This window comes from Pseudaquabacterium inlustre (genome assembly GCF_038066595.1).
GTDB classification, from domain to species: domain Bacteria; phylum Pseudomonadota; class Gammaproteobacteria; order Burkholderiales; family Burkholderiaceae_C; genus Pseudaquabacterium; species Pseudaquabacterium inlustre.
In genome coordinates this window covers 1-23,193 of sequence record NZ_JBBUTH010000006.1, presented here as the reverse complement: position 1 = coordinate 23,193, position 23,193 = coordinate 1, and the positions used below count along the sequence as shown (strand labels likewise).

The 23,193-nt window shown below is 73.1% G+C and carries 16 protein-coding genes; 12 read left to right on the top strand and 4 right to left on the bottom strand.

The genetic code is table 11. The features are described 5' to 3' along the window. The first annotated feature begins 38 nt into the window (after window positions 1-38). From AACH10_RS11540 to AACH10_RS11510, 7 genes are all read left to right on the top strand, one after another. On the top strand, window positions 39-944 hold the full coding sequence (locus AACH10_RS11540; protein WP_341410564.1) for a branched-chain amino acid ABC transporter permease: 906 nt from the start codon (window positions 39-41) through the stop codon (window positions 942-944). A 13-nt stretch (window positions 945-957) separates the two neighbouring features. Further along, window positions 958-1,902 (top strand): branched-chain amino acid ABC transporter permease, encoded by a 945-nt coding sequence (locus AACH10_RS11535; protein WP_341410563.1) that lies wholly within the window; start codon window positions 958-960, stop codon window positions 1,900-1,902. Next, the gene (locus tag AACH10_RS11530) at window positions 1,899-2,651 is read left to right on the top strand and encodes an ABC transporter ATP-binding protein (protein ID WP_341410562.1); all 753 of its coding nucleotides are present in this window, start codon (window positions 1,899-1,901) and stop codon (window positions 2,649-2,651) included. Before AACH10_RS11535 ends, AACH10_RS11530 begins: the two co-directional genes overlap by 4 nt. Before the next feature lie 84 nt (window positions 2,652-2,735). Then, on the top strand, window positions 2,736-3,416 hold the full coding sequence (locus AACH10_RS11525) for an ABC transporter ATP-binding protein (RefSeq protein ID WP_341410561.1): 681 nt from the start codon (window positions 2,736-2,738) through the stop codon (window positions 3,414-3,416). A gap of 26 nt (window positions 3,417-3,442) precedes the next feature. Next, window positions 3,443-4,879 (top strand): aldehyde dehydrogenase family protein, encoded by a 1,437-nt coding sequence (locus AACH10_RS11520; RefSeq protein WP_341410560.1) that lies wholly within the window; start codon window positions 3,443-3,445, stop codon window positions 4,877-4,879. Window positions 4,880-4,905: 26 nt separating this feature from the next. Beyond that, window positions 4,906-5,655 carry an SDR family oxidoreductase gene (locus tag AACH10_RS11515; RefSeq protein WP_341410559.1) on the top strand — a complete coding sequence of 250 codons (750 nt, stop codon included), beginning with the start codon at window positions 4,906-4,908 and terminating at the stop codon, window positions 5,653-5,655. 2 nt (window positions 5,656-5,657) lie between these two features. Further along, window positions 5,658-6,437 carry an SDR family oxidoreductase gene (locus AACH10_RS11510; protein WP_341410558.1) on the top strand — a complete coding sequence of 260 codons (780 nt, stop codon included), beginning with the start codon at window positions 5,658-5,660 and terminating at the stop codon, window positions 6,435-6,437. A 24-nt stretch (window positions 6,438-6,461) separates the two neighbouring features. Here the strand turns inward: AACH10_RS11510 and AACH10_RS11505 are convergent, their stop codons facing one another. Then, on the bottom strand, window positions 6,462-7,100 hold the full coding sequence (locus AACH10_RS11505) for a hypothetical protein (RefSeq protein WP_341410557.1): 639 nt from the start codon (window positions 7,098-7,100) through the stop codon (window positions 6,462-6,464). A gap of 51 nt (window positions 7,101-7,151) precedes the next feature. Next, window positions 7,152-7,592 carry a gamma-glutamylcyclotransferase family protein gene (locus tag AACH10_RS11500; RefSeq protein ID WP_341410556.1) on the bottom strand — a complete coding sequence of 147 codons (441 nt, stop codon included), beginning with the start codon at window positions 7,590-7,592 and terminating at the stop codon, window positions 7,152-7,154. Between the two features lie 217 nt (window positions 7,593-7,809). Between AACH10_RS11500 and AACH10_RS11495 the strand changes: the two genes are divergently transcribed. The 5 genes from AACH10_RS11495 to AACH10_RS11475 all read left to right on the top strand — a co-directional run bounded on the left by AACH10_RS11495 (window position 7,810) and on the right by AACH10_RS11475 (window position 21,899). Continuing rightward, the gene (locus AACH10_RS11495) at window positions 7,810-9,543 is read left to right on the top strand and encodes a ShlB/FhaC/HecB family hemolysin secretion/activation protein (protein WP_341410555.1); all 1,734 of its coding nucleotides are present in this window, start codon (window positions 7,810-7,812) and stop codon (window positions 9,541-9,543) included. Window positions 9,544-9,566: 23 nt separating this feature from the next. Then, on the top strand, window positions 9,567-18,926 hold the full coding sequence (locus tag AACH10_RS11490) for a two-partner secretion domain-containing protein (protein ID WP_341410554.1): 9,360 nt from the start codon (window positions 9,567-9,569) through the stop codon (window positions 18,924-18,926). After that, complete coding sequence (locus AACH10_RS11485; RefSeq protein WP_341410553.1) at window positions 18,907-20,433, top strand: CHASE2 domain-containing protein; 1,527 nt, start codon at window positions 18,907-18,909, stop codon at window positions 20,431-20,433. The genes AACH10_RS11490 and AACH10_RS11485 overlap by 20 nt, the downstream gene beginning before the upstream one ends. 80 nt (window positions 20,434-20,513) lie before the next feature. Then, window positions 20,514-21,326: a hypothetical protein gene (locus AACH10_RS11480; RefSeq protein ID WP_341410551.1), complete on the top strand. Its 813-nt coding sequence runs from the start codon at window positions 20,514-20,516 to the stop codon at window positions 21,324-21,326. 141 nt (window positions 21,327-21,467) lie between these two features. Continuing rightward, the gene (locus tag AACH10_RS11475) at window positions 21,468-21,899 is read left to right on the top strand and encodes a hypothetical protein (RefSeq protein WP_341410550.1); all 432 of its coding nucleotides are present in this window, start codon (window positions 21,468-21,470) and stop codon (window positions 21,897-21,899) included. 20 nt (window positions 21,900-21,919) lie between these two features. Here AACH10_RS11475 and AACH10_RS11470 read toward each other — a convergent pair whose 3' ends face one another. Together AACH10_RS11470 and AACH10_RS11465 are read right to left on the bottom strand one after the other, a co-directional pair. Then, window positions 21,920-22,306 carry a VOC family protein gene (locus tag AACH10_RS11470; RefSeq protein ID WP_341410549.1) on the bottom strand — a complete coding sequence of 129 codons (387 nt, stop codon included), beginning with the start codon at window positions 22,304-22,306 and terminating at the stop codon, window positions 21,920-21,922. Between the two features lie 76 nt (window positions 22,307-22,382). Continuing rightward, window positions 22,383-22,778 (bottom strand): VOC family protein, encoded by a 396-nt coding sequence (locus AACH10_RS11465; RefSeq protein WP_341410548.1) that lies wholly within the window; start codon window positions 22,776-22,778, stop codon window positions 22,383-22,385. Between the last annotated feature and the right edge of the window lie 415 nt (window positions 22,779-23,193).

Below are 23,193 nucleotides of genomic sequence, written 5' to 3'. Positions count from 1 at the left end.
GTCGCGCGTTCCCAAGGCTTGAAGGAGTTGCCGCCCGGATGGACGCCAACCTGATCGTGCTGGCGCTGATGGACGGCGTGTCGTATGCGGCACTGCTGTTCCTGGTGGCGCTGGGGCTGACGCTGATCTTCGGCGTCATGCGCATCCTCAACATCGCGCACGGCAGCCTGTATGCCTGGGGCGGCTACTTCGCCGCCACGCTGGGCCTGGGCATCGCGCAGTTCGCGCTGCCGGCCTGGCTGGCGCTGCCGGCGCTGTTCGCCGCGGCGCTGGTCATCGGCGGACTGCTGGGCACGGTGCTCGAGTTCGCGCTGCTGCGCCGCATCCTCGACAAGGACCCGATCCTGCAGCTGCTGGTCACCTTCGCCGCCTTCATGGTGCTGGAGGACCTGCAGCGCCTGATCTGGGGCGTGCAGCCGGTGTTCGTGTCCACCGTGGTCGAGCAGCTGGGCACGCTGGAGGTGGTGGGTGTCACCTACACCCGCTACCAGCTGCTGGTGCTGCCGGTGGTGGCGGTGGCGGCCTTCCTGGGGCTGCGCTGGTTTCTCGGTGGCACGGCGCTGGGCCGCCAGGTCACGGCCGTCACGCACCACCGCGAGGTGGCCACGGCCATGGGCGTCAACACGAACCGCGTCACCTGGCTGACGATTGCCATCGGCGGGGCGCTGGGTGCGCTGGGCGGCGCGCTGGCCTCGCCCACCACCAGCTTCACGCCCGGCATCGGCGCCGACATGATGGTGCTGAGTTTTGCCGTGGTGGCCACGGCCGGCCTGGGCCAGATCGGCGGCGCCGCGCTGGCGGCGCTGATGATCGGCCTGGCGCGCTCGTTCGCCGTCTACCTGCTGCCTGAAGCGGAAGTGCTGATGCCCTACCTGATCATGGTCGGCGTGCTGCTGCTGCGGCCCGAAGGCCTGTTCTCCACCACGGCTGCACGCCGTATCTGACGGCGGGGCTGCAATGAGTCGTCTCTCCTTCGTCGTGCTGGCCCTGGTGCTGGCCGTGGCCGGTGCCACCGCCGCCGCCCCCTGGCTCAAGACGCCGGTGCTGCTGGCGCTGGCCAACGGCCTGAGCGTGGCCGGTGTCATCGTGCTGATCCGCGCCGGCCAGGTGTCGTTCGGCCATGCCATGTTCGCGTGCCTGGCCGGCTACACCGTGGCCTTCACGGCGCGCGCCTGGCACCTGGATGCGCTGCTGCTGATCGCGCTCGGCACGCTGCTGGCCACGGTGGCTGGCGCGCTGATCGGCGTGTTCATGGTGCGCTACCGCGGCATCTTCTTCGGCATGCTGAACCTGGCGTTCTCGATGGTGCTGTTCTCGGTGCTGGGCAAGTTCGGCGGCGTCACCGGCGGCACCGATGGCCTGCGCTTCGACCGGCCCACCTTCGGCTTCGTGGCCATGGAGCGCGAGGGCTTCGAGACCGCGCTGCTGGGCCTGGCGCTGCTGCTGGCGCTTGCGGCCGGCTGGGCCGTGCAGCGCTACTTCGCCAGCGCCAACGGCCAGGCGCTGGCGGCCATCAAGACCAACGAGACGCGGCTGGAGTATCTGGGCATCTCGGCCAAGCGCGTGTTCTGGGGCGGCTACCTGCTGTCGGCCGCGCTGTGCGGCCTGGGTGGCAGCCTGTTTGCGCTGACCCAAGGCCTGGTCACGCCGGAGATGGGCTACTGGGTGCGCTCGGGCGAGGTGGTGTTCATCGCCATCCTGGGCGGCAGCGCGCATCCGCTGGGCGCCTTCATCGGCGCCTTCGTGTTCGAGTTCGTCAAGCTGTATGCCGCTTCGCTGCTCACCGGTGCGTGGCAGATGGCGCTGGGCCTGGTGCTGATCGTGATGGTGTTCGTGGCGCCGACGGGCATCTTCGGGCTGGTCTCCAAGCGGCTGCTGCCGGCGGCGGGGGCGAAGGCATGAACGCGCCGAAGGGACTTCTTTCGACGCGTGGCCTGTCGCTCAAGTTCGGCGGCGTGATCGCGGCCGACGCCATCGACTTCGACCTGATGCCCGGCGAGCGCCTGGCCGTGGTGGGCCAGAACGGCGCCGGCAAGACCACCTTCATCAACATCTGCACCGGCTACCTGAAGGCCGATGGCGGCCAGGTGTTCTTCGACGGCGCAGACGTCACCGGACAGAGCCCGCGTGCCATCACGCGCCTGGGCGTGGGCCGCTCGTTCCAGCTGCCGCAGGTGTTCACCGAGCACACCGTGCGTGAATGCCTGCTGCTGGCCGCTTCGGCCGTGCACCGCAGGCCGGGCGGTTTGTGGCGGCCGCTGGCGCAAGCCGTGAACGCCGACGAGGTGGACGCCACGCTGGAACTGCTGCAGCTGATGCCGCGCGCCCACGACCTGTCGGGCGCCCTGCCCGAAGGCCAGCGCAAGCTGCTGGACGTGGCCATGGCCCTGGTGCTGCGGCCCAAGCTGATGATCATGGACGAGCCCACCAGCGGCGTGTCCAGCGACGAGAAGCACGACCTGATGGCGGTGGTGATGAAGGCGCTCGATGAACGCCAGGTGACCAGCATCTTCGTCGAGCACGACATCGACATCGTGCGCCGCTATGCCACGCGGCTGGCGGCGTGGATCGCGGGCCGCATCGCGGCCGATGGCAAGCCCGACGAGGTGCTGCGCGATCCGGTCGTGATCAAGAACGTGATCGGAGAGTAGAGATGGCGCCCCCACGCTCACTCCGTTCGCTGCCCCCCGAGGGGGCGCAGGCCTTCCTTGGGGCGGCCCGGCGAAAGGCCTGACATGCTCACCCTCGAAGACGTCTCCGCCACCATCGCCGGCATCCCGGTGCTGCGCGGCATCCGCGCCACGCTGCCGCGCGGCGCCACGGTGGCCGTGGTGGGCCGCAATGGCGCCGGCAAGACCACGCTGCTGCGCACCATCATGGGCTTCATGCCGGGCCACGGCGGGCGCATCCTGCTCGACGGGCAAGACCTGGCCAGCGTGCCCGCCCGCGACCGTGCGCGCCTGGGCATCGGCTACGCGCCCGAAGACCGCGTGATGTTCCCCAGCTTCACGGTGGAAGAGAACCTGCGCTTCCCCTGCGAGGTGATCGGCATGGGCCGCAAGGCCGTCGATGAACGCCTGGCCGAGACGCTGACCATCGTGCCCGAGCTGCAGCCGATGCTGGCGCGCTCGGGCGCCGCGCTGTCGGGCGGCCAGGGCAAGATGGCCGCACTCGGCCGCGCCGTGATGGCCGGCGAGCGCCTGGTGCTGCTGGACGAACCCTTCCAGGGCCTGGCGCCGGTGCTGGCGCAGCAGTACTCGGCCTCGCTGCACCGGCTGCACCAGGTGCGGCCCGAGCTGTGCGTGGTGATCACCGAGTCCAACCGCAGCCTGCTCAAGGACATCCCCACCGAGACCCTGGTGCTCGAACGCGGCGCGCTGGTGCACGACGAGGCCCGCGCCGCCGCCATCCACTGATCCCCCAGGAACCCGAGGAGGCCCGCTTGGCCCAGCACTTCATCAACGGCCAATGGGTGCCCGCCGCCAACGGCGAAACCCTGCCCGTCATCGACCCCAGCACCGGCGAGGTGTTCGACACGCTGGCCCGCGGCACGGCGCCCGACATCGATGCCGCGGTGGCCGCCGCCCGCGCCGCGCTCAGCGGCCCCTGGGGCAAGCTGAACGCCACCGAGCGTGGCCGCATCCTGCTGCGCATGAGCGCGCTGATGCTGGAGCGCGCGGAAGAACTGGCCCAGCTCGAATCACGCGACACCGGCAAGCCCATCGGCCAAGCCCGCAACGACATCACGGTGGCCGCGCGCTACTGCGAGTTCTACGGCGGTGCGGCCGACAAGCTGCACGGCGAGCAGATCCCGTACCTGAACGACTTCCACGTGGTGGTGGTGCGCGAGCCCTATGGCGTCACCGCCCACATCCTGCCGTGGAACTACCCGGCGCAGATGTTCGGCCGCTCGGTGGTGCCGGCGCTGGCCATGGGCAATGCCGCGGTGCTCAAGCCCAGCGAAGACGCCTGCATGACGCCGCTGGCCTTCTGCCACATCGCCAAGGAGGCCGGCCTGCCCGACGGCGCCCTGAACGTCGTCACCGGCCTGGGCGAGGAAGCCGGCGCCGCGCTCACCGCGCACCGCGACATCGACTTCGTCACCTTCACCGGCAGCCCCGAGGTGGGCACGCTGGTGCAGAAGGCCGCGGCCGACCGCACGCTGAAGGTGGTGCTGGAACTCGGCGGCAAGAGCCCGCAGATCGTGTTCGACGATGCCGACCTGGAGCGCGCCGCCACCTTCATCCTGAAGGCCATCACGCAGAACGCCGGCCAGACCTGCTCGGCCGGCAGCCGGCTGCTGGTGCAGCGCTCGATCTACGACCGCTTCATGGCCACGGTGGCCGAGCGCTTCCAGGCCAGCGCGGCCGGCACCCCGGCGCAAGACCGCGACTGCGGCCCGCTGATCAACGCGGCGCAGAAGGCGCGGGTGGAGGGCTTCATCCGCCGCGCCACCGATTCGGGCATTCCCATCCTGGCCCAGGGCCAGGTGGCCGCGGGCACGCACCCGGGCGGCTACTACGTGGCGCCCACTCTGTTCGGCCCGGTGCCGCGTGATCACCAGCTGGCCTGCGACGAGGTTTTTGGCCCGGTGCTGGCGGCCATCCCGTTCGACGACGAGGCCGATGCCATCGCGCTGGCCAACGCCACCGACTTCGGCCTGCTGGCCGGCATCTGGACGCGCGACGGCGGCCGCCAGACCCGCGTGGCCAAGGCCATGAAGTGCGGCCAGGTCTACATCAACACCTACGGCGCCGGCGGTGGCGTGGAGCTGCCCTTTGGCGGCGTGAAGCGCAGCGGCCACGGCCGCGAGAAGGGCTTCATGGCGCTGGAGGAGTTCTGCACCGTCAAGACCGTGGTGCAGTACCACGGCCAATGAACCCAGCACACGAAAGGAGCGACAGCATGAGACTCAAGAACAAGGTGGCCATCGTCACCGGCGCGGCCAGCGGCTTCGGTGCCGAGATCGCTCGCCAGTACGTGGCGGAAGGCGGCAAGGTGGCCGTGGCCGACATCAACGGCGAGGGCGCGAAGAAGGTGGCGGCCGAACTGGGCCCGAACGCCATCGCCGTGACCTGTGACGTGACGAAGCGTGCCGACATCGACGCCCTGGTCAAGGCCACCACCGAGGCATTCGGCCGCGTGGACATCGTCGTCAACAACGCCGGCTGGACGCACAAGAACCAGCCCCTGCTCAACGTCGACGAAGACACCTTCGACAAGGTCTACGCCATCAACGTCAAGAGCATCTTCCACATGGTGCATGCCGTGGTGCCGCAGATGCGCGCGCAGAAGAGCGGCGTGATCCTGAACGTGGGCTCCACCGCCGGCATCCGCCCGCGCCCGGGCCTCACCTGGTACAACAGCTCCAAGGGCGCCGTGAACCTGATGAGCAAGAGCCTGGCCGTGGAGTTGGGCCCCGACAACATCCGCGTCAACGCCATCTGCCCGGTGATGGGCGTGACCGGCCTGCTCGAAGCCTTCATGGGCATGCCCGACACGCCCGAGAACCGCGCCAAGTTCCTGGCCACCATCCCGCTGGGCCGCCTGAGCACACCGCTCGACATCGCCAAGGCCGCTGTGTTCCTGGCCAGCGACGACGCCGAGTTCATCACCGGCGTGGAGTTCCCGGTCGACGGCGGGCGGACGGTCTGACCATGAGCGGCGCGCTGTCAGGCCAGGTGGCCTGGATCACCGGCGGCGGCAGCGGCATCGGCCTGGCCGGCGCCATCGAACTGGCGCGGGCCGGCGCCCAGGTGGTGATCTCGGGGCGCGATGCGGCCAAGCTGCAGGCGGCCGTGGTGCAGGCCACGCTGCAAGGCGCGCCCGATGGCACCGTGAGCGCCGTCGCGCTGGACGTGGCCGACCGCGCCGCCGTGGCGCGCGTGGCCGACGACATCCAGCAGCGCCTGGGCCGTGTGGACATCCTGGTCAACTCGGCCGGCATCAATGTGCGCCAGCGTGCCTGGGAGCAGGTGACGCCCGAGGCCTTCGACCAGGTCACCACGGTCAACCTGAACGGCGCAGCCTGGTGCACGATGGCCGTGCTGCCGGGCATGCGCGCGCGCGGGCAGGGCACGGTGATCAATGTGTCGTCGTTCGCCGGCTGGCACTACAGCGCACTCACCGGCCCGGCCTACACCGCCAGCAAGGCCGCAATGCGCGCGCTGACCGCCGACTTCAACATTGAGAACGGCCGCCACGGCCTGCGCGCCACTGCGCTGTGCCCCGGCGAGGTGGCCACGCCCATCCTGAAGAGCCGGCCGGTGGAGCCCAGCGATGCCGAGAAGGCGCGCATGCTGCAGGAAGACGACCTGGGTCGCACCATCGGCTTCATCGCCACGCTGCCGCCGCATGTGTGCATCAACGAGCTGGTGATCAGCCCGGTGTGGAACCGCATCTACGTGGGCGGCGAGGAGTTCGGCAGGCGCGGCTGATCACCACCGTGACGCCGCCGCGCCTCACTCGATCAGCAGTTGCCTGAACCAGCGGGCATCGGCCGGCAGGTCGTCGCGCAGTGCCGGGCGGTAGGGCGGTTCATTGGGTTGGTCGGGCGGTGCGCCGATGCGGTTCAGGTCGATGGCCTGCGGCGTGCCCACCCAGCCGGTGGGCGTGGGCTTGAGCTGCCAGTAGATGCCGTTCCACAACTTGGCGCCGAAGTCGGCCGGCTTCTTGAAGAAGAACAGCAGCCGGTGCTCCAGCCAGGCCAGCTGGCCCGGCGCCACGGTGCCGGGGTTGGCATAGGGGTAGGGCACATGGCAGCTGAGCTCGGTGCCACCGGGCAGGCACTTGAACTCGCGCATCGACAGAAAGTGATCGGTGAAGCGCTCGGTGTGCAGGGCCACGGCCACGCGCGAGGTGGGTCCGTCGCCGGTGGGCGTGAAGCGCACCGTGCCGATCTCGGTGCGCGTGCCGTCGGCCGCCACCAGCACGATGCGGCGTTCGCCATCGAGCGCGGCCACGGGCTGGGCCTGTGCGCCTGCCGCGGCCATCGTGCCCAGCCAGGCAGCCGCCAGCGCGGCGCAGGCGCCACGCAGCGCGCGGTGGCGCCCGGGCCGGCGGCAGTGGCGGTCGGCTTGCGGATCGGGCGTTCGGGTCATGGCGGTCTCCAGTGCGCCCGCTGAGCATACGGCGGCCATGGCCGCGGGCCGTCAGAAGCCGTCCTGGATCAGGTAGTAGCCCACCGCATGATCCAGCGTGTACTCGGCATACGGGCCCTCGTGCGCCAGGCAACGCGGCCATTGCGCGGCCGGCTTCAGGTAGGCCTGGGCCTGCAGCTGCACCGAGGGGTCGTCGGCGCTGCGCAGTGCCAGGGACACGCGCTCGTAGCCGGTGGGCTGGCCCACCTCTTCCAGCCGGTCGATGGCTGGCAGGTCGGCCGCGTCCACCTCGTACACCTCGCCGGTCACGCAATGGCCCTGGCCGGGCAGGTTCATCAGCCAGGGCGCGCGGTCCTCGGCCGGCAGCCGCACTACATAGAGCGGAAAGGCCTGGCAGGTGATGTAGCGCCCCGGCAGCCGGCGGCCGGTGTTGAGGTGGTGGTTGGGGAAGCCGGCCTTCAAGGTGCCGTAGACGAACAGACGGATCGGCATGGCTGGATGATCGCAGGCGGCGCGGGGTGTGACAGGCGCCGCGCTGCCGTCCGTTCGCATCCCCCTTGATGGGGGGATTCAGGGGCGCCTGCGACCGTTTGCAAGCGCTGCCATGGCTATCCTCGGTGCATCAGGCGCGGCGGGGCCCACAAGGCCCGCGCTGCGGGGGACGACGCGAGGGAACGCCGACGTGGCCGACACGCGGTGGCGGGGTTGGATGAGCAGTCAAGAACAGAACAAGACGCCCGGGGTGGCCATGCGCGCCCACCGGCCGATGGGGAAACAGGCTTCGTGCCGGCCGGTTCTGACCGGTGTGGCCGGTGCGCTGATGGTGGCGCTGCCGATGGGGGCGCTGGCGCAGGCAGCCGTGACGGCCGCGGGTGCCGCGGGGCCTGCTGCGATGGCCGCCCCGGTGCTGCGCCTGGCGGTGCAGCGCCTGCAGGTGGATGGCAACAGCCTGCTCGACGACGCCACGGTGCAGGCCGCGCTGGCCCTGCCGCCGGGCGAGCACCGGCTGGCCGACATCGAGGCGGCCGCACAGCGGCTGCAGCAGGCCTACCGAGCCGCCGGCTACGGTGCCGTGGTGGTGCAGGTGCCCGCGCAGGCGCCGCAGCAGGGCGTGGTGCGCATCGAGGTGATCGAGGGCCGGCTCAGCCAGATCAGCGTCAGCGGTGCGCAGGGCTTCAGCCGCGACAACGTGCTGCGCGGCCTGCCGTCGCTGCAGGCCGGCCGCACGCCGCGGCTGGACCGGCTGGACGCCGAGCTGCTGATGGTCAACGAGAACCCGGCCAAGTCGGCGCATGTGGTGTTCCAGCCCGGCCAGCAGCGCGGCCAGGTGGAGGCCCTGGTGGTGGTGGACGAGCAGCCGCCGTTGCGCGCCCACCTGGCGCTGGACAACACCGGCTCCGAGGGCACCGGGCCCTGGCGCCTGGCCGCCGATGTGCAGCATGCCAACCTGCTGGACCGCGACATCGTGGGCGGCCTGCGTTACGTCACCTCGCCCAGTGCGCCCGAGCGGGTGCAGGTGGCCAGCGCCTCGCTGCGCGTGCCGCTGTATGCGGCGCGGCTGTTCATCGAGCTCAACGCGCTGGGCTCGAACACCCGCAACGCGCCCAGTCAGACGCCCGCCGGCGAGCTGCGATTTGCCGGCCGCGGTGAATCGGTGGGCGCCCGCGCGCTGTGGACCCTGGCCGCGCTGGCCGAGGCCAAGCAGCAGCTGGCGGTGGGCGTGGAGGCGCGCCGCTACCGCAACGACTGCGCCGTGGGCGATCTGGGCACCGAGGGCTGCGGCACCGCCGCCGCGCCGGTGGACGTGCTGCCGCTGACCCTGAGCTGGTCGCTGCAGCGCCCCGGCCAGGCCCAGCTGATGCTGCAGGCCGTGGCCAACCTGGGCGCCGGCCGTGCGGGCGATGCGGCGGCCTTCGACGCCGCCCGCGCTGGCGCCCGGCCGCACTACCGGCTGCTGCGCGTTGACGCGTCGGGCCAGGCGCTGCTGGCGCGCCAGGTCAGCCTGCAATGGCGGGCCAGCGCGCAGTTCAGCGATGACGCGCTGGTCTCGGCCGAGCAGTTCGGCCTGGGCGGTGCGGGCTCGGTGCGCGGCTACAGCGAGCGCGCGCTGGCCGGCGACCGCGGCGTCAGCGCCTCGCTGGAGCTGGGCACGCGGCTGGCCACGCTGCTGGGCGCCGGCAGCGCCGGCACGGCCGCTGGCGACAGCGGCTGGCAGCGCTGGCAGCTGTCGGCCTTCATCGACGGCGGCCTGGTGGCGCAGCGCGCTGGCGCCAGCTGCCGCGCCGGCCACAGCCAGTGCGGCGCCTGGGGCGTTGGCCTGGGCCTGCAGTGGGCCGATGCGCACCGCCAGCTGCGGCTGGACGCGGCGCGCGCCGGCGAAGCCACCGACCACGCCCCTGCCGGCCACTGGCGCGGCCACCTGAGCCTGCGGCAGAGCTTCTGAGCCGCCGCCCCGGAGTACCCACCATGCACCGCCGCACCCCCATCGTCACCCGTTCCGTCCCGCAGGCCCGGCTGCGTCCGCTGGCCCTGGCGCTGGCCGCCGGCTTTGCGGCCACCGCCGCGGCGCCCGGCCGCGCGGCCGATCGCCTGCCCACCGGCATGAGCGTGGTGGGTGGCCAGGCCCAGGCGGCGCAGCAGGGGAAGTCGCTGGTCGTCACCACCGGCACCGAGCGCACCGCGCTCGACTGGCGCAGCTTCTCCATCGACGCCGGCATGGGCGTGGTGTTCCGCCAGCCCGGCGCCGGCAGCGTGGTGCTCAACCGCGTGACGGGCCAGGACCCGAGCCAGATCTTCGGCACGCTGCAGAGCAATGGCCGCGTGTGGCTGCTCAACCCCAACGGCGTGCTGTTCGGCCGCGATGCGCGGGTGGACGTGGCGGGCCTGGTGGCCTCGACGCTGGACCTGCGCCCGGCCGACTTCCTGGCCGGCCGCTGGACGCTGAGCGCGGCCGATGGTGCGCCGGCCGATGCCGGCGTGCTGAACCTGGGCACGCTGCGCACGCCCTGGGGCGGCCAGGTGCTGCTGGCCGGCGGCCAGGTGCGCAACGAGGGCCTGATCGACGCGCCGGGTGGCCAGGCCGCGCTGGCCAGCGGCCGCACACTGGACCTGGTGGACACCGCCGCGCCCTTCGTGCGCGTGCGCGTGCCGGTGGCCGATGGCCAGGTGCAGCAGGCCGGCACAGTGCAGGCCGGCCAGGTGGACGTCCAGGGCGCGGTAGTCAACCAGAGCGGCAGTGTGCGCGCCAGCGGCCTGGCCGTGGACGCGCAGGGTCGCATCACCCTGGTGGCGGCCGACACGTTGACGCTGGCCGCCGGCAGCCGCACCGAGGCGGCAGGCGGTGACATCCGCTTGAGCGCCGGCCGCCAGCTCGACATCGCCGGCCGCGTGGACGCCAGCGCCGCCGGCCGCGCCGGCACGGTGGACGCGCGCGCGCCGCTGCTGACGGTGCCCGCCAGCGGCGAACTGCTGGCCGATGGCCTGGGCCGCGGCGACGGCGGCCGCATCGTGGTGTTCGCGCAGCCCACGGCCGCGGCGCCCGAGGTGCCCGCGGCCGATGCCCGGCTCAATATGACGGGCACGCTGAGCGCACGCGGCGGCGCGCAGCAGGGCGATGGCGGCTTCATCGAGACCTCCACCACCGGCGGCCTGCGGGTGTACCGCACGCCGAACGCCAGTGCGGCGGCCGGGCGGGCGGGTGAGTGGTTGATTGATCCGATCGCCATCAGCGTGACCGACATTGCCGATGTCACCGTGGTGGCGGGCGATGGGGGCAGCCTCACACCCACGGGGCCGGACGCCACCGTCGGCGCCGACCAGATCACGCAGGCGCTGCGCCAGGGCACCAGCGTCACGCTGGCCACCCGCTACGCTGGCAGCGGCACCGGCACGCCGCAGGCGGGCGACATCACCGTGACCGCGCCCATCCTGGTGGGCACGCCCACCGGCCCCGGCGCGCCCACGCTCACGTTGCAGGCCGACCGCCACATCGTGCTGAACGCACCGATCGCGGCCGACACCGTCGGCGGCGCGCTGAACCTCAGCCTGCAGGCCGCGCTGGGCGGCAATGGCGGTGAGATCCGCCTGAACGACGGCGTGGCGCTGAACGGCGGTGTGCTGGACGTGCGGGGCGCCGATGCCTGGCTGCTGGGCGGCCGGCTGGAAGCCCTGACCCTGCGCAGCAGCGACGGCCACGGCCTGCGCCTGCCCGACCGCATCGGCGCCAACGTGGCCGTGCAGACCAGCATCCTGCAGGGGGTGACGCTGGACCTGGACACCACCGTGGGCCAGGCCCAGCGCCTGGAGGTGAACGACACGCTGACGCTGGGCGCCAACGATCGGTCGCGTACGCTGAGCGTCAGCGGCGGCACGCTGCACTTCAACGGCAGCGCCGGCGACGCGCAACTGTCGGTCGGCACGGTGGCGCTGTCGAATGCCATGGTGTCGGTGGGGGATGGCGCCAGCCTGACGATCGCGGCCGGCGCCGAAATCACGGCCCGCTCGGGCGTCAACATGGTCACTGCGGGCACCCTCGCCAGCCTCGTCAACCGCGGGCGCCTGAGCGCCAGCGGTGGTGAACTGATCGTGGCCCCCGAACGCTGGCGCAACGAGGGCACCGTCGACAGCCAGACTGGCACGGTGCGGCTGGGCGGCGCCTTCAGCAGCACCGGCCTGATCGCCGCGAACGGCGGCGACATCGAGATCAACGGCAGCGTGCTCAGCAGCGAGCTGGGCACGCTGATGCGCAGCGGTGCGGGCCATTTCATGCTCAGCGGCGGCACGATCACCGGCGCCGGTACCGGCGTGCTGGATCTGGACCCCATGGGCGGCCTGACGTTGCATGGCGGCACGCTGCGCGATCTCACCGTCACCAGCGCCAACGGCCAGCAACTCAGCCTGCGCAACGACCGCCTGGGCGCACCCAGCCTGCAGGGCGTCACGCTGAAGGCGGCGGCCCAGGTCGAGCAGGACGTCACCGTCACCGTGCCCGCGGCCCTGACCCTGGGCGATGGCGGCAGCCTCACGCTGCGGGGCGGATCGACGCTGCAGTTCACTGGCGACGGCACGGCCCCGGCCTTGCGCGGCAACGGCACAGTGACGCTGGTGGTCGAGGACAGCAAGGTGACGCAGATCGTGGCCGATCAGCCCTACAGCGGCAACGCGCACCTGAGCGTGGGCGCCGGCATCACCGTGCTGGGCCAGTCGGCGGGCGAGGGCTCGGCACGGCTGTGGGCCAGCAGCTCCATCACCAACGAAGGCACGATCCGCTCGGAGAGCGGGCTGCTGCAGCTTTCAACACGCGCCGTTCACAACCTGGGCCGGCTCGAGGCCCGTGGCGGCGTGCTCGCGCTCGGCGGCACCCTCGATACCGCCAACGGCACGCTGGCCGTCAACAGCAACGGCCAGCTCACCTTCCTGGGCGAGATCACGCCGGCCACCCTGTACCAGGTGGAGCGCGGCGCCACCGGCAGCGTGACGCTGGAATGGGGCGGCGTGATCGACATGCAGGGCGGCGTGCTGGACCTGGGCCGCAGCGGCGAGCTGTGGATTGACCAAGCCACGCTGCGCAACGGCCGGGTGCAGGCGGGAACCGGGGGCCAGGGCCTGCGCCTGTGGAGCAACGCCGTGGCCTACCTGGACCGCGTGGACCTGGCGGCTGACCTGACCATGGCGGCCGGATCGGGCCTGCAGGTCCAGAACGGCCTGCTGACGCTGAGCGGCGGACATGCCCTCACCATGGGCAGCAACTCGCGCATCACGATCGCCGAAGACGCCTCGGGTCAGGCGCGCCTGATGGGCGATGGCCGGCTGTTGACCGCCAGTGGCGCGCAGCTGCAGTTCAACGGCTCGGTGTCCAACGAGATCGGCGCCGGCATCACGCTGGCCGGCACCGGCGTGTCGGCGGTGTACGCGCCCTATGCCGAACTGACGCACCGCGGCACCTGGCGCGTGGACAGCGGCCAGGGCCGGTTCATCGGCCCAGGGCTGCGCAACACCGGCCTGATCGAGGCCCGGCCAGGCGCTGTGGTGGAGATCCAGGGCGACTACGCCGGTGTCGCGGACGGCGTGTCTGGCACGCTCGCGGCCTCGGGCGGGGCGGTCTGGCTGAGGGGCACGGCCCGCACCGCCACGCTGGGGCGCACCAGCCAGTCCGGTGCGGGCTGGTTCGAGTTGTCGGGCGTGCTGGACAACGCAGGCCAGACGCTCTCGCTCGACGGTATGGGCAGCCTGGTGCTGGCGGGGGGCAGCATCCTGGGTGGCACGGTACGGTCGACCAATGACGCCCAACTGGTGGTGGGTGGATCCGCCACGCTGGACGGCGTGACGCTGGATGCCGATCTGCTGATTCGCGGCCAGGCCAATGTGCCCGGTGCTCTGAACGTGCAGAACGGCCGCTGGATCACGCTGGACGAGGAAGCCCGCCTGAATTTCACCGGCCCCAGCGGCACGCCGCTGCTGACCGGCAGCGCGAACGTCTATTTCGTCAACGCCTCCAACATCGCGGCAGCCATCGCCGCCACCACCCCCGGCGCCACCCTCACCATCGACCGCGACATCACCGTCTACGGCCCGCTCAGCGGCATGGCCCGCGTGGGGCAGGACGACACCGGCCTGCTCAACCGCGGCACGCTGATCGGCCTGGGCGGCACGCTGGGCCTCACCGGCACGGCCTGGCGCAACGAGGGCCAGATCATCAGCAACGGCCTGGGCCTGGTGGCGGTGAACGGCCTGGCGGCCAATGCCGGCACCATCCAGGTGGCCGCGGGCTCAACACTCACCACGCTGGGGCAGGACCTGGTCAACCAGGCCAGCGGCACCGTCACCGGCGGCGGCACACTGGACCTGGGCGATGCCGCAGGCCTGTTCGGCAACCCCGACCTGCCGCCCGGCACGCTGCGCAATGCCGGCACCATCGACCCCGGCGATGGCGCCGGCGCCGTGGGCACGCTCACACTGCGTGGCCACCTGCAGATGCTGCCGGGCAGCGTGCTGCATGCCGACCTGGCCGGCACTGCCGCCGGCCAGTACGATCGCCTGGCGTTGAAGGACGCGGTCGGCGCGGCCACGCAGCCGATCGCGCTGACGGCCGATCTGGCCGGCATGCTGGCGGTGGCCGAGGTGGGCGGCTTCGCCGCCGGCCTGGGTGACGCCTTCCCGCGCCTGCTGAGCGTGAACGACGGCGCCGTGGGCATCACCGGCCGCTTCGATGCGCAGCGCGTGCTGGGCGCCTGGGCCGCCGACGTGGCCTTCAGCTTCAACGCCGATGGGGCCCCCGGCATCCTGGACACCACGCGCTCGATCACGCGCTGGACGGCCGGCGTGGCCGGCAATTGGGCCGATGCCGGCCTGTGGACGCGGGGCGTGCCCGGCAGCGGGCACGAGGCGGTGGTGGTGAGCGGCCAGGCGGTGACGGTGGACAGCGCCGTGGCCACCCCGGCCAGCCTGCAGCTGGATGCGCCGTTGGTGCTCGCCAGTGGTGGCGCGCTGGGCCTGCCCGCCATCGACACCACCTGGCAACAGCGCGTCACGCTGGCCGGCGGCACGCTGGACAACCCTGGCGTGCTGACGCTGCAGGGCCCGCTGGACCTGCAGTCCGGCCAGATCGGCGGCGCGGGCCGCCTGGTGCTGGCCGGCACGGCACGGGCCGAGAAGACCGGCACCGGCAGCGCCAGCATCGCCCAGGCCCTCGACGTGCAGGGCACGCTGGCCGTGCGCGAGGGCACGCTGGCGCTGGCAGGCGACGGCCGCCACAGTGGCGGCTTCGATGTGGCCGCTGGCGCCACGCTGGACTTTGCGGCCGGCACACAGACCTTTGGCGACGGCAGCCGCTGGACCGGTGCTGGCCACTACACGCGCCAGCCCGGCGCGCAGCTGATGCTGGACGGCGCGGGCAGCGGCCTGCTGCTGGGCACCACCCAGCCGCTGGACCTGGCCGCGCTGGCCTTCGGCGGCAGCGGCAACCTCACCAACACCGGCCAGGTGCGCGGCCAGGGCGTCACGCTGGCCGGCCGCTTCACCAACCAGGGCCAGGCCCAGCTGGGCGGTGGCACGGTGCTGGGCGGCGGGCTGGTGAACCAGGGCACGCTCACGGTCGATGGCCGGCTCACGGCGCAGGGGGCCGCGTCGCAACTGCTGGGCGGCAGCGTGACGCTGGCCGATGGGGCGCAGCTGGTCCAGCAGGGCGGCACGCTGCAATGGCAGGGCGGCACCCTCGGCGGCCAGGGCACGCTGGGCTTTGCCGATGGCGCCAGCCTGGTGTTTGCCGGCAGCGGCAACCGCGTGCTCGACAACCCCGGCCTGTCCTATACCTTCACCGACGCGACCTTGCCGTCGGGTTCGCTGGTGCTGCGCGCCGGCCGCGTGACGCTGGCCACCGCCGGTGGCGCGGGCAACCAGCTGCCGTCGGGCGCCGCGCTGTGGGTGGAAGGTGGGCAACTGCTCAACAACGCGCCGCTGGGCATCGGCGGCACGCTGGGCCTGGGCGCAGGCGTGTTCGACGGCAGCGGCGCGCTGAACGTGGCGGCCGGTGGCCGCATCGAGCTGCCGGCGGGCAGCAGCGCGCAATGGCTGGCCAGCGGCGCGCTGGTCAACCACGGCCAGTTGCTGCTGGCCGGCCGCAGCCTGCCCAACGCGGTGAGCAATCACGGCGAGCTGCAGGCGGGCGATGGCCTGGTGTTCAGCGCCGCGTTCGACAACCTGGGCGGCAACGTCAACGTCACCGGCGGGCAGACCCGGTTTGCCGGCGGCTACCGCCAGAGCGGCGGCGCGCTCAGCGTGGCCGCTGGCGCGCAGGCGCAGGCCGATGCCGGCGGCTTCCGCCTGCAGGGCGGCAGCGTCGAAGGCGCAGGCACGCTCAACGGCGACCTGCTGCTGCAGGACAGCGCCGCGATGGCCATGGCCAGCCCCACCGCCCTGGCCAGCGGCCGCAGCCTGACGCTGGACGGCGGCAGCTTCACCGGCGCGCTGCAGGTGCAGGCTGGTGCCCAGGTGCGCCTGCTGCGCGGCAGCCTGCAGGCCGATGCGCTGGCCCTGGCCGGCACGCTGACGCAGACCGGCGGCACGCTGGGCACCGGCGGCGCCACGGTGGTGGCCGCGGGCGGCCTGCTCGACCTGCAGGCCGGCAGCGCCAGCCTGGGCGGCACGCTGGGCATCGACGCCGGGGGCACGCTGCACCAGGGCCTCGGCGCGGTCACACGCGTGGGCGGCCTCTCCACGCTGGCCGGCACGGCCCAGGTGGAGGGCAGCGGCCTGGCGCTGGACGGCGGCCTGCAGCAGACCGCCGGCGCGCTGCGCCTGGGCACGGCCGTGGGCCAGCCCGGTGCGCTGCGCGTGGGCGCCGGCGGCTATGCGCTGCTGGGCGGTGAACTCAGCGGCTCGGGCACGGTGAGCGGCTCGGTCAGCGTGGGCGCGGCCACCGTGGCGCCGGGCCATTCGCCCGGGGCCCTGGCCATCGACGGCAACCTGTTGCTCAGCCCGGCCAGCCTGCTGCGCCTGGCCGTGGGCGGCACCACGCCCGGCACCGGCCACAGCACGCTGCAGGTCAGCGGCCAGGCCACGCTGGACGGCGCGCTGCAGCTGCTGCCCTACGGCGGCTTCACGCCGGCCGCGGGCGATGCCTTCATGCTGCTGCAGTACGGCAGCAGCAGCGGCAGCTTCGCCAGCCTGCTGGCCCCCACGGCAGCCGACGGCTGGGACCTGCGCTGGAGCCAGCGCGCCACCAGCCTGCAGGCCGCCGTGCCGGTGCCCGAGCCGGCACCCGCACCTGCACCGACGCCAGCTCCTGCACCGGAGCCCGCACCCGCGCCGGCACCTACGCCGGCACCTGCACCCGCACCCGCGCCTGCGCCTGCGCCTGCGCCTGCGCCTGCGCCAGAACCGGCTCCGGCCCCTGCACCAGCGCCCGAGCCTGCACCTGCACCTGCACCTGCACCTGCACCTGCACCTGCACCTGCACCTGCACCTGCACCTGCACCTGCGCCAGCGCCAGCGCCAGCGCCAGCGCCGGAGCCTGCCCCGGCCCCGGCCCCGGCTCCTGTGCCCAGCCCGGCGCCAGCACCCGAACCGGCCCCGGCGCCTGCGCCAGTTCCCACACCTGCGCCGGAGCCAGCGCCTGTTCCCGCGCCGGCTCCTGCGCCCGGCCCGGCGCCGGCACCGACGCCGGCACCCGCGCCCGAGCCGGCTCCGGCCCCAGCCCCAGTTCCCAGCCCGGCGCCTGCGCCCACGCCTGTACCGGTCCCGGCACCGGCACCGGCACCGGCACCGGCACCGGCACCGGCACCAACGCCGGCACCAACGCCGGCACCCGCACCCGCCCCCGTGCCCACCCCCGCGCCAGCCCCGCTCACCGGCCCGCAGACGGCGCCGGTCACGGCCGGCCTGGTGCTGGCCAGCCAGGACGCCGTGGCGCGGGTGCGCGTGGCGGGCGCGGCCCCGGCGGCGGCGCCCGAGCTGCCTGCCGATGCGGGCCTGGCGCCCGAGAACTGGCGCATGACCGGTGCGTCCACCGCCATCCTCGACCTCAGCCACCTGGCGCTGTCGCCGTCGACCGGCGGCGACGCCGCGGCACTCAGCCTGGCCGAGTCGCGTGCCGGCCGCGAGCTGGGCGCGCCGCCGGCCGCCGGCAGCGACGGCGTGGCCGAGGCGTCACGGCCGACCGTGCCCGCCTACCGCTTCCTCACCGCCGACATGGCCAGCACCTACCTGCGGGTGCTGCCGGTGGCCGAGATGTCGGGGCAGGAGCTGCGCGACACGCTGGCCGCCCGCCGCGCCTACAAGCAGGCGCTGTTCGCCGAGGCCGTGCAGCAGCTGGCACGCCAGCCCGGCCTGGCCGATCTGCCGGTGTGCGCGCAGGGGGTCTCCGGCGCCGAGGGCCAGTGCGCCTGGCAGCCGGTGCGACCCGCGCTGGGCAATGCGCCGGCCACGCCGCCGACAGCCTCCGCGCCTTCGGCGACCTCGGCGACCTCGGCGACCTCGGCGTCCCCCGCGGCCCCGACCGAAACCGCCCCCGCTCCGGCCCCCTCCACGCCGGTCGCCACGCCGGCCGCCCCGCCGGTGGCCGATGCCGGGCCGCCGCCGCGCCGCCTGGCCGTGGTCATCGGCATCAACCGCTACGACGACCGCCGCATTCCGCAGCTGGTGGGCGCGGTGCCCGATGCCGATCTGGTCAGCCGCACGCTGCGCGAGGCCCTGGGCTACGACGTGATGCGCGTCACCGATGCGCGCAAGCCCGAGGTGTTCGCCGCGCTCAACCAGCTGGCCAGCCAGGCCCGGCCGCAGGACAGCCTGCTGGTCTACTACGCCGGCCATGGCGAGATGGTGGAGACCACCGACCTGGGCTACTGGATCCCGCGCGACGGCCGTGCCGACGACCCGCGCGGCTGGGTGTCCAACCGCGATCTCAACAAGATCCTCGCGGCCAGCGCCAGCCGGCAGATCACCGTGGTGTCGGACAGCTGCTTCTCGGGCCGCTTCGCGCAGACCGGCCGCATCGAGCCCGCGGCTGGCGATGGCGACGACCCGCAGCGCCTGCGCGCGCAGCGGGCGGTGACGGTGATGACCTCGGGCGGCGACGAGCCGGTGGCCGACACCGGCCGCCACGGGCATTCGGTGTTCGCCTGGAACCTGGTGGAGCGGCTGCGCGGCCTGGGCCGCTGGGCCTCGGGCGCCGGCATCTTCGCCAAGGTGAAGACCGCGGTGCAGAGCGAGCTGCCGCAGACGCCGCAGTACGGCGCCGCCGCCGACGCCGGCCATGAGCGCGGCGCCGACTTCGTGTTCGAACCCCAGGCGGCCGCCCTGGCGCAGGCCGATGCCCAGCGTGCGAAGTGAGCGGCTGCGCCGGCTGGCCGGCCTGTTGGCCGGCCAGTTCCTGCACGAGGCGCTGACCACCACGCTGCGCGCGTCGCTGCTGGTGGGCGTGGTGGCCGCGCTGCTGGCCAACTGGGGCGCCTGGCGCTACTTCCAGAGCAGCTTCGATGCGCACGACCTGCGCCGCGCCGCCGCCCATGCCACGCAGCCGCCCACCGCGGTGGCGGTGCTGGGCATCGACGATGCGGGCTACGAGAGCTGGTTCGGGGGGCGCTCGCCGCTTGACCGCGCGCGGCTGGCGGCCTTGCTGCAGGCCCTGGACGAGGCCCTGCCGCAGACCCGCGGCTTCCTGATCGACCTGGACCTGGCGCCGCTGAGCGACGACCCGGCCGATCCGGTGCTGGCCGTGCTGCTGCGCCACCCCGGCCGCTGGGTGCTGGCCGATCCGGTGCTGCGCGATGCCGACGACACGCCGCTGCGCCAGGCCTGGCGCGCACGGCTGTGCGCCGCCGGCGTGTACCTGGGCCTGCCGCTGGTGCCCACGGCCTTCGGCTATGCCGACGGGGCCTGGCAGTTCAGCGGCTCGCTGGCCCAGGTGGCGCTGGCGGTGGACGGCCAGGCCGCGCCGGCACCGGCCGGCGGCAGCTGCCAGGCCTGGCAGCAGGCGCGTGCGGCGGCAGCGCGCCAGCCCGACGGCATGCCTGCGCGTCTGGCGGCGCCACTGGCCATCACGACGCTGAGCCAGGGCCTGGTGGTGCCGTTCTCGGGCGAAGTGGAGGACAGCGTGCAGCTGCTGGCCGCGCAGCCGCCGCGCTGGGTGGTCATCGGCGGCATGTGGGGCCCGCATGACCGCATCGACACGCCGGCCGGCCTGCGCTACGGCCTGATGGTGCATGCCGCCGGCCTGCAGGGCGGGCTGGACGGCGAGCGCAGCGTGGGCTTGATCGGCCGGCTGACCGTCGGCTGGCTGGCCTTGTCGGCGCTGGGGGTGGTGCTGGCACTGTTGCAACGTCTGATGGAGGCCCGCCTGGGCCCCTGGGGCACGCAGCCGGCGCTGCAGGCGCGCTGGCCCGGCCATGCCTTTGCCGCCCAGCGCCTGTGGCCGGGCGTGCAGGTGCTGCTGGTGCTGGCCTGGCTGCTGGCGGTGGCCGAGGCCCTGGCCTGGTGCCATGCGCACACCGGCCTGTGGGTGGCCACGGCGCCGGCCGCCGCGCTGGTGCTGGTGCGCACCACGCTGGGCTGGGGCTGGGGCCAGAACAAGGTGCGCACCTTCAACAGCCTGTCACAGGCCTGGGAGGTCACGGCCATGGATCCGTTGCGCCGTGACCTGCAATCGCTGCGCGACTGCTGGCACCGGGCCCGCGGCCTTGCGGCGCCCGGCACCGAGTCCGCTCCGGCGGCCGCAGCCACGCCAGGCCCCTCCCACTGGCGCAATGCCGCCGAGGCGGCGCTGGTGCTGTCCAGCCTGGCCGTGCAGACCGTGATCCCCGCGGCCGCCCTGGTCTGGCTGCTGCTGCGCCCGGCCTGAACGCAGTCATCCCGTCCGACTCACCGCATCGTCATCCGTCCCAGCTGTTCAACCCGTCCATCACCGTGTCACGCACCGTCATGACCCTGCACCCGCTCTCGCTCCTCTGCCGCCATGTTGTTCCTGCCGTGTTGGCCGCCACGCTGACCCTCGGTGCCGCCGCCCAGGCCCAGCCGGTCAGCTGCATGGTGCTGGGCCCCGCCACCGCGCGCGTCAAGGCCGTGGAGGGCGAGCGCAGCCCGGTGTTCTCGACGCAGGATTGCCAGGCGCTGCGCCTGCTGGCCGGCGCCGCGCGGGCCAGCTGGATCGGCAGCGACGGCAAGCCGCACCTGGTGCCCATCACGGCCCAGGGCGTGGCCCGTGCGCCGCAGCCGGGCAGCGAGACGCGCTCGGTGAACCTGGTGTGGTCCGAGCTGAGCACCCGGCGCGAGCAGGCCCAGCCGGCCTACATGCGCAGCGTGGGTTTCGAGCGCCCGTTGCGTGTGCACGTGCCGGCCGATGGCTTGCCGTTGCCCAGCGTGGGCGAGAGCGAGGCGCGGCTGCGTGTGCTGCGCGAGGTGGCGCCGGCCACCGCAGGCGGCGAGCCGCGCACCGAGGTGGTGGCCGAGATCACTGTGCCCGGCGGCCAGCCGGTGCGCGTGCCGGCCAGCGCCTTCCAGCCCGACCAGACCTACCGCCTGCAGGTGCAGCGCGGCGACACCGAGCAGGCCTGGCGCTGGCGCACCGTGACGGCCGCCACCGCCGCCGAGGTGGAGGCGCGGCGTGCCGAGATCGCCGCCGAGGTGGCCGACGCCCAGCAGCGCACCATGCTGGAGGCCATGCTGTACGAGCAGCTGAAGCTGCGCCCGAACATGGACCTGCTGGTGCAGCAGATCCGCGCCGCGGGGTTCTGAGCGCCGCGCCCGCGCCGTCACCGGCCGCGCGCGGCCCGGGCCCGGTGGCGCGTGGTGCTGGGCGGGTGCTGGCGGGTGCGATGCCAGCGGTGACAATGCGCGCGCCCTGTCGCAAGCCAACACCCGAACCATGGACGCGTTGTGGACCGTGGCGCTGGTGCTGGCCGTGCTGAAGCCCTGGACATCCAGACCGGCAGCTGGGAAGTCACCACCCGCATCAGCCAGCCCCGGCGCACCGTGGTGGAAACCCACTGCCTGCCCGAGCGCAGCCTGCTGCACCTGGTGCGCGGCCCCGACGCCATCGAGGACGACCCCTGCCGCCCGGCCGGCCCGGCCAAGGCCAGCCGCCGCGCCTGGGCCATCGTGCTGCACTGTGACGACGGCAGCCAGGTGCACGCGCGCTTCACCTCGTCCAAGCCGCAGGCCCTGGACGGCACCGTGGTGCGCGTGGGCGGCAAGCGCGCGCTGCTGCAAAAGCTGGAGCTGAGCGGGCGCTGGCTGCGCAGCAGCTGCGAGGCCCGCACCGCGGCGGCAGCTGCAGCCTCGGCCGCCAAGCCGCGCCGCGCGCGCTGAGTGGCACCGCTGGCAAGGCCTTACCGCCCGGCCGGCGGCTGCCACAGCTCCACCTTGTTGCCTTCGGGGTCGATGACCCAGGCAAACACGCCGTACTCGGACTCCTCGATCTTCTCCAGCACCGTGCAGCCCTCGGCCTTCAACACCGCCGCCAGCGCCCGCGCGTCTTCCACGCGGTAATTGATCATGAAGGGCGCGGGGCTGGGCGCAAAAGCCTCGGCCACATCGGGCCCGATGGACCAGATGGTGCTGCCCGCCACCGGCTGGCCATCGGCATCGGCCCAGCGGAAGGCGGTGCCGCCCCAGGGCTGCACATCGATGCCCAGGTGCTGGCGGTACCAGGCCTGCAGCGCCGGCGCGTTCTTGGCCTTGAAGAAGATGCCGCCAATGCCCGTCACTCGTTTCATGGTTCTCTCCTGCGGCCGATGGCCAAATGGCCGATCATGCGACGGCGCCGAGGCGCCCGCCAGGCGCGGTGCGCCGTCAGGCAGCCAGCTGCTGCGCCACTTCCCAGCTGTGGCCGGCCGGATCCACGAAGTTGGCGGTGCGCATGCCCCAGGCCCGGTTGACCGGGCCGGTGAGGATCTCCACCCCCTCGCGCCGCAGCCGCGCGCACACGGCATCCACATCGGCCACCCAGATGCTGATCTGGAAGCGCGCGCCATCGCCGCGCGCTGCCACCTTGCCCGGCGCAATGATCTCGCCCGCGCAATCCACCTGCAGCAGGTTGACCAGCAGGTTCTCGAAACCGGCTACGGCCGAGTTGGCGTCTTCGTACACGATGGGCACCTGGAACACCCGCGCATAGAAATCCTTGGCGGCGGGCAGGTCTTCCACGAACAGGCTGATGGCGCTGAGGCGGCGGGTGGTGTCGGTCATGGCGGGGCTTTCTGCGGTGTGGGCTCACGGGTGGCGCAGGGCGGTTGCGGCGGGCGATGTGCCGGCCGGCGGCGCCTGGGTTGCGGCGGGGACGCCGGGGACTCGGGGCACGACGAACAAGGGCACCGGTTTGCGACCAGACACGGCTGCCGGCCTGGCGGGCGATTGACGGCGCGCAGGGCGGTCAATCGACACGGGCCACCAGTCGACACAAAGCAGCAAGGCAAGAACGGGAGTTTGACGTTTCCACCGGTGGCCAGAAATGCCCACCGGTGGCCTCTTGCAGCCACCCGTGGGAGCCTGTCCGAAATTTTGTGTGCGAGGCATAGCATGACCAGCAGGAGCATGTATGCCAAGCAAGACGAGAGCGAAGAACGCGGCGATCGCCGCGAAGTCGGCGGCGCTGCCGAAGATT